General features: G+C 49.8%; 6 protein-coding genes. 5 read left to right on the plus strand and 1 reads right to left on the minus strand.

The annotated features are described in order from the left end of the window. From AC3DOM_RS14230 to AC3DOM_RS14250, 5 genes are all read left to right on the plus strand, one after another. On the plus strand, nt 1-414 hold a 414-nt coding region (locus tag AC3DOM_RS14230; protein ID WP_487919708.1), incomplete at its 5' end, for a hypothetical protein. A gap of 165 nt (nt 415-579) precedes the next feature. After that, on the plus strand, nt 580-2349 hold the full coding sequence (locus AC3DOM_RS14235; RefSeq protein WP_487919709.1) for a cellulase family glycosylhydrolase: 1770 nt from the start codon (nt 580-582) through the stop codon (nt 2347-2349). A gap of 529 nt (nt 2350-2878) precedes the next feature. Beyond that, entirely contained in the window at nt 2879-3091 is a 213-nt protein-coding gene (locus AC3DOM_RS14240; RefSeq protein ID WP_487919710.1) for a hypothetical protein, read from the plus strand. A gap of 15 nt (nt 3092-3106) precedes the next feature. Next, complete coding sequence (locus AC3DOM_RS14245) at nt 3107-3523, plus strand: GNAT family N-acetyltransferase (protein ID WP_487919711.1); 417 nt, start codon at nt 3107-3109, stop codon at nt 3521-3523. Between the two features lie 67 nt (nt 3524-3590). Further along, a complete protein-coding gene (locus AC3DOM_RS14250; RefSeq protein ID WP_487919712.1) occupies nt 3591-4250 on the plus strand; it encodes a DUF6498-containing protein in 660 nt (219 codons plus the stop codon). Between the two features lie 81 nt (nt 4251-4331). Here AC3DOM_RS14250 and AC3DOM_RS14255 read toward each other — a convergent pair. Then, the coding region (locus AC3DOM_RS14255; protein ID WP_487919713.1) for a sodium-translocating pyrophosphatase at nt 4332-6632 on the minus strand (2301 nt) is incomplete at its 5' end.

The raw sequence follows: 6632 nt of genomic DNA on the forward strand, positions 1-6632 counted from the left end.
CAAAGTCGAATAAACAAGAAGATTGCCATTATTGAAGAAAATTGGAATTCGGAAAGTAAGGGGAAAGGGAAAAAACTTCGGGCAAATTTAATAAATCAATACAAAAACAAAATCTACGAGATGTCATTTATCAGAGATACCCTTCGAAGTAAAAATATAATCGATGATACAGATTTTCAATTATGGTCATTTGCTTGGGATATTCGTAATAGTATGCACAGGAATTTTACAGCTATTAAAGATATAAATTTTGACTATCCCGATATACGTACTGGCAAAATATATCACTTCAATTTCAAAAAGGGAGAAGAGCTGTACCATCCGCAAGACTTAATAAGTCACTACATAATTACTGAGCAGCTATTATTTATAATGTTAAAGATTTTAACGAGTTTTAGATATGAAGAAGAATGAGCCTAACAAAGCGTGCACACGGACTCGTGGGAAGCGCCCCGATAAATTAGCTTGACTCTGGCTTGAGGAGGTTCCGCTATAATGACGTTGTCCAAGTCCCACCCACGAGCCGGTAACGCAAACCGTTAAGCGGAGCATTAGTCCCTTTAGATTAAGGATTGCATTATGAAATTGAAAAAGTTGACCTCTAAAACCCATAGTATGCTTGTCGGTTTCGCGTTACTCACTATTGTCACAGCTTGTAATTTACCGGGAAATATCGGATTATCACAACCCGAGCCAACACCCACTATTCCCATCTCAGTAACTGCCACTCCAGCGCCATCGGACACCCCTGTCGTGATCGAACACCGGATCGGAATCCGCGAAGTTCCATCCGGTATGGAGTTCTATGACCGCCTGACCGGCGAACGGTTCGTGCCGCGCGGCGCTGACTATGTCCATTGGGTGTCCAGACCTTCCCCCGGACGGGGCGATATCTGGGTCGATGCCCTCTTCAACACTTCCTTCGGCGAATTGGACCAGGCCGAAGCTGAACTGCAGCAGATGAAGGCGCTGGGTTTCAACACGGTACGGATGTGGAAGAACGCCTGCTGGGGCGAAGTAGGCGGTTGTATCGGCGACCCTGCCGGGGGGTTATCGGACGCTTACCTGGATAACATCACCGAGTTCCTACGACTAGCCAAGCAGTACGGTATCTTCGTAATCTTCACAGATGACTGGGTCCCAGATGACGGCGGCTACAGCCAGGAACTCGCTCGTGCCGCTTACGTGGGGTACAACGGCGTCTATCTGACCGAGCACGGTATCAACGCTGAACGCATGGTCTGGGTGGATCTGATCCAGGGACTGATCGAGCGCAGCGCAGCGCTCGATGCGGTGTTGGCGTACGAGTTGAAGAATGAGGCTTTCTACGAGGCAGACTCGGCGCCCCTGAACCGCAATTCCGGGACAGTGACCACGGCCAACGGGAATACGTATGACATGGCGGACGAGGCCGACAAGAAGCGGATGATGGAGGAGGGCTGGCTGTATTGGATCGAGCAGGTACGGGATTCGATCCAAGTCGTTGATCCGACCGCGCTGGTGACGATGGGTTTCTTCGTCCAGCAGGAACCCAATCGAGTGCGTGAGGGGGATCTTCGTCTGGTCTACCTCGATCGCGTCGTGCGCGAATCACAGCTTGATTTCCTCGATTTCCACGCCTATCCCGGCTACGATCTATCCATCCAGGGACACGCCGAAAACTTTGCTATGCTCGACAGTGGGAGCAAGCTGATCGTGATGGGTGAGTTCGGCGCAGACAAACACAACTATGCCACGGCCGAACGTGCGGCGGCGGCGCTGCAAGCCTGGCAGGTGGATTCGTGCGATTATGGGTTTGACGGCTGGTTGTTCTGGACCTGGGGTATAAACCCGCAGGACGAGTTCTGGAATGGCTATGAAGGGGAAGGCGTTGTCTCCACAGTACTCGCACCGGTCAACCGCCCCGATCCCTGCGCCTACGGTGAGTTCGATTTCATCCGCTTCAATGTGGCTCCGCAGGCTGTCATCACTGCTTCAAGCTATGCCGCCGGTTTCCCGCCCCAGCAGGTGGCGGACGAGTCACAAAACTACTGGAATTCTTCTGCCGGGGCCCCGCAATGGGTGCAGTTGGCGCTGGCAACCCCCGCTGAGGTCGAATCTATCGTGCTGACCGTTGCCCAGCAACCACCTGGGAGGAGCGTGCACGAAATCTGGGTGCGGCAGACAGACGGGAAAATCAAGTTGTTGTACACATTCGATGGAGTGACCAATGAAGGTGACGTACTCACATTCCAACCCAACGAGCCGTTAGTGGGGGTTGATCTTGTCAGGGTGGTGACCACGAGCGTCCTCGACTTGTGGCCCGCCTGGCATGAGATCGAGATCCTAACGAAGACTCTCCCAGAGTGAGATTATCCAGGGGTTCAATCTATCAGGGGCAAATATACTGAGAACGGGCATGTTTTTTCATTATCACTTCCGCAAGGGGATTAATCCCCGGCTCAGTTCATGGAAGCCCTATCGGGCTAGAACCCAGTCCAACGGACTTTCATGTACTGAGCAGGTGGCTTTAGCCCCGCTCAACCCCAATTGCATTGAAATGAAAATTTGCAACCGCGTTGAGTATAGGTGCCGTCTAACAAAGCGTGTACTCGGCAGGTGGGATTCCCGGCGCTCGTACTTCGGGATGGGCGATAGTCTCATAGGATCGCTCCTTCGCCCGATCGTACCGCTAATTTGAGATTTTTGTATCTTGAATATCCACCGTATAATGAGCGTTGTCCACGTCCACCCACCAGCAAGTACCCTGCAGAGAGCATGCGGGGCGTACGCAAACCGTTAGCCACCTTCCTGCAATAAAGATTCAAAATCTTTCCGGTATTGGTGTAAAATCAATGTAGATAGTGTAGCGTTTAGCGATCTTATGGAGTAAAAAAACATGACACTTGATGAAAAAATCCACCAATACGCAAAAAAACTTCCGCATTCTTTTCAGGAAGAGTTATTCGACTTTGTTCAGTATTTGCTGATGAAGGCTGAACAGCAAGAAAAACAAGACTGGACTTCGTTATCATTATCTTCGGCAATGCGTGATATGCAAGATGAACCCGCTTTATACAACATCTCTGATATACGGGTGGCTTTTGCATGAAAAAGGCGGGGCAAGTTGTTGTATTTCGATTTCCGCAAACCTTCATTTGAAGAAGGGCTTGCCTTCCCGGATGTAAGTAAAGCATTGGCTGATTGGGGAAAAAGAGATGGAGATACAGCGGTTCTTGCAATCGTTAATTCAATACCGGTCGGTGCAGCCTGGGTTCGATTCTGGACAGACAACAACTTCGATCATGGATATGTGGATGAAAATACACCTGTATTAGTTATTGCCATCCATAGAGACTATCGGCATCAGGGAATTGGAAAAAGATTGATTGAATGGCTTATTGAGCATGCCTCAAAACACACTGTTCAAAAAATAAGTCTCAGTGTCTCTAAAGATAATTATGCAATCAACCTATATAAACAACAGGGATTTTTGGAATATGCTGATAAAGGAGATGCATATATCATGGTGCGTAAGCTATAAATTTTCAGCATCTTTATGGTAAAACGGGCTTGCCTCTTGTCTGTCAAACTGTTATGCTTTTCCGCATATGAATCGCTTTTATCCACCCAAGAATATTTACCTGGAAATCCTGATCGATCTGGGGGTCTTTTTTGCAACGATCCTTCTGGCAGCAGAACAGGACTGGCAGACAAGGGATCTTGTCTGGAGTTTATGGATCTCAAGCTTGCTGCTTGGCTATTTGCACATCATCCTGGCAATTGCTGGGACGATCAACCAATCCTCCACAACCATTCCCGGCTTACTGGGTGAACTATTCATTATCGGAGGCGGCCTGTTCACGCTGTCTTTTTTTACCTTTCATTTTGGTTTTTTTCATTTGATCCATGCAGTATTTCTAGACGGTTTTTTCCCCCTCTTTCAAACTCGCGGCCCGGAGATGGCGCTTTCCGTAAATACTGTTTTATCTTTTTTGGGAGAGCTTATTAGGAATTATTGGCCCTTTGTCGCCTTCAGTGCATTATCCAGAGGAACAACCTATGTGAATGCTTATCACACCATTGACCGTAATGCGGTAATGCTCGCTCCCTATGGCAGTGTTGTGCGGATGCATCTGATGATCCTGCTTTTGGGTTTTCTTTCCGCTACCACAAATATTCAGGGATATGCGCTTTATATCGTGCTGGTCTTCTATTTTTTCCCATTCAAATTGCTTTGGGAGAAACTCTGGGTCAGAGAAAGCGATTAAGGTACAGAAAAAGATCTCCTTCCTTAATCCAAAAATCCCCGCTCATATGAGCGGGGATTTTAATTTTTAGTAAATTTTTCTTTACTGTACAGCTATCTCAGGGGCAGTTGCCTTCGAGCGTTTGATCGCCCAGACCAGCAAACCAATCAGGACGATAACGGTTGCCCAGACGCCAACGGCAGTGGCGCCAGTTGCGCCTTTGTATTGAATTACAACTGGAGCAACGATCAGGGCTACAAGGTTCGCAACCTTGATCATCGGGTTCAGGGCAGGACCAGCGGTGTCTTTCATCGGGTCACCAACGGTATCGCCAACAACAGAGGCTTTATGACGTTCTGAGCCTTTGCCTGTATTCTTTGCGGGGTCCGAAGGTTCATCTTCAACGAGTTTCTTGGCATTATCCCAGGCGCCGCCAGCGTTATTCATGAAGACAGCCAGCAACTGACCGGAGAGGATCAAACCAGCCAGGAAACCACCGAGGGCTTCAACCTGCAAGGTCAGACCGACCACGATCGGGGAAACAACACCGATAATTGCCAGGGAAACCAATTCCTTCTGAGCAGCAGAGGTCGAGATAGAAACAGCCTGACGATAATCAGGTTTAACGGTGCCATCCAGAACACCCAAACCAAATTGGCGGCGAGCTTCCAAAACGATCAGCGCTGCAGCGCGGCTGACAGCCTGGATTGCGAAAGAGGAGAAAAGCCACGGAACTGCGCCACCGATCAACATACCCACGAAAACTTGCGGGTGATCAACACGGATGCCGATATTCTGGATTTGCTCAGCAAGCGGAACACCAAGAGAGGCTTGCGTACGGCTTACATCCACGAGGAAGGAGCCGAAAAGAGACACAGCCGCAATAACGGCAGAACCGATCGCAACACCTTTGGTGATCGCCTTGGTGGTATTACCCACTGCGTCGAGATCAGCCATAATTTGCTGTGCGCCAGCGTTTTCTTCTTTTTCTTTACCAGTCCAGGACATTTCGCCGATACCGTTTGCGTTATCAGCAATCGGTCCGAAGGAGTCCATCGCGACATTGTTGCCTGTCAGGGTGAGCATACCGATGCCAGCCATGGCAACACCATAAAGGATGAAGTTGATCTGGTCTGCGCCTTCAAGGCCAGGGATTGTGCCAAAGATAGCAATTGAGGCCACGATCGTGGCTGCAATGATCAATATCGACCAGACAGAAGATTCGTAACCGACGGCGATACCTTGCAAGATCAGGGTCGCGGAGCCGGTATCTGCACTCTTCTTGATGTCATTCACGGGAGCAGCGTGTGTACCAGTAAAATATTCAGTCAGGCGGTCAATACCGAGAGCGAGCAAAACACCGACGAAAACAGCGGTCGGGGCGCGCCACCAGCCGCCCCATTGGTCAATGCCAGCATTATTCATATAGAAGAAGCCAGCGATATAGAAAAGGACGGATGAAATGATCGCGGAGGTGAAGAAACCTGTGAAAATCGCCTTCATTGCATCGCCACCTTCTTTGGCATCGCTTTTTACGGCGTACGTGCCGATGATGGAGGCGAGAACACCGATACCGCGGACGATGAGGGGGAAGATGATCCACTCAAGGCGACCAGTGAGATGCCAGAGAGCCAAAGCAAGGATCAAACCTGAAACGATGGTTACTTCGTAGGATTCAAAGATATCTGCTGCCATACCGGCACAATCACCAACATTATCGCCAACCAGGTCGGCGATAACGGCAGGATTACGGGGATCGTCCTCGGGGAGGCCTGCTTCCACTTTACCGACGAGGTCGGCGCCGACATCTGCTGCTTTGGTGAAGATACCGCCACCAACGCGCATGAAAAGGGCGAGGAGCGTACCACCAAAACCGAAGCCGAGGAGGGCATCAGGAGCAGCAATACCGAGGATCATAAAGATGACGGTACCGCCAAGAAGACCGAGACCATCGGTAAGCATTCCGGTGATCGTTCCGGCGCGGTAGGCAATCCGGAGTGCATCGCTAAAGGATGTACGAGCAGCGGAAGCAACTCGAACGTTCGCCTGTACCGCCATGCGCATCCCGATCTGTCCAACTGTCAGGGAGAAACCAGCACCCATCACAAAGGCAAATGCGCGTGCAAATCCCAGGATGAGACTGATTTGTGATTCTTCCATCCCCTGGAAGCGCAAAAGAGCTTCCTCAGTGGGTGGCACAATATAGACAGAGAAAAAGAGGGCGACGGTCAGGACCAAAACAAAAGGCCAAATGGCCTTTAATTGCTCTTGCAAATAAGCGTCTGCTCCGTCACGAATCCAGCTCCAAACTTCCTGCATTCGCTCTGTACCCTTATCTTCGCGCATGATCTGGTTGCGCAGGAAAATGGCATAGAGCAGACCAACAATCGCGATACCGAAAAC

The sequence above is a fragment of the Candidatus Desulfolinea nitratireducens genome (assembly GCF_982879505.1).